This window comes from Arthrobacter sp. JCM 19049, assembly GCF_001310435.1.
In genome coordinates this window covers 1-706 of record NZ_BAXF01000832.1, presented here as the reverse complement: position 1 = coordinate 706, position 706 = coordinate 1, and the positions used below count along the sequence as shown (strand labels likewise).

Sequence of the window (706 nt, the reverse complement as noted above, 5' to 3'; positions counted from 1 at the left end):
CGAATCCGAGGTGCTGCCCCAGCTGCTGCCGGTCTCCCGCGACGCATGAAGGGCGTCTACCCGGAGGTGGAGGCCGACTTCGAGCGCATCGCCCGGATCGCCTACGCCGAGGAGCGCGCCTTCCGCCGCACCATCGCCTCGGGCACCACCCGGCTGGATGAGGCCCTGGCCCACGCCAAGGCCGAGGGCGCCAACCTGTCCGGGGACGAGGCGTTCGCGCTGCACGACACCTACGGCTTCCCGATCGACCTGACCCTGGAGATCGCCTCCGAGGCCGGGCTGGCGGTGGACGAGTCCCGTTTCCGCGAGCTGATGAGCGAACAGCGCACCCGCGCGCAGAAGGACGCGAAGGCCAAGAAGTCCGGGCACGCGGATTTGTCGCTATACAACAAGCTGGCCGAGGCCGGTTCGGTGCACTTCACCGGCTACGACACCCTGGAGGGTGAATCCAAGATCCGCGGGATCGTGCGCGACGGGCAGCTGGTGCCGTTCGCCGAGCAGGGCCAGCAGATCGACCTGGTGCTCGATGAGACCCCGTTCTACGCCGAGGCCGGCGGCCAGGCCGGGGACGTGGGCTGATCACCGGTGACGGCTTCGTGCTGGAGGTCACCGACGTTCAGGCCCCGCTCAAGGGCCTGAACGTGCACAAGGCCGTGGTGCGCGAGGCGAGCTGCCGGCCGAGGCGCTGGTGCGCACCCAGGTCGAT

The 706-nt window shown here is 69.7% G+C and carries 1 pseudogene; it reads left to right on the top strand.

What is annotated here, in order from left to right:
* Positions 1 to 706: pseudogene (locus JCM19049_RS16585) on the top strand (alanine--tRNA ligase-related protein); the annotation flags it as partial.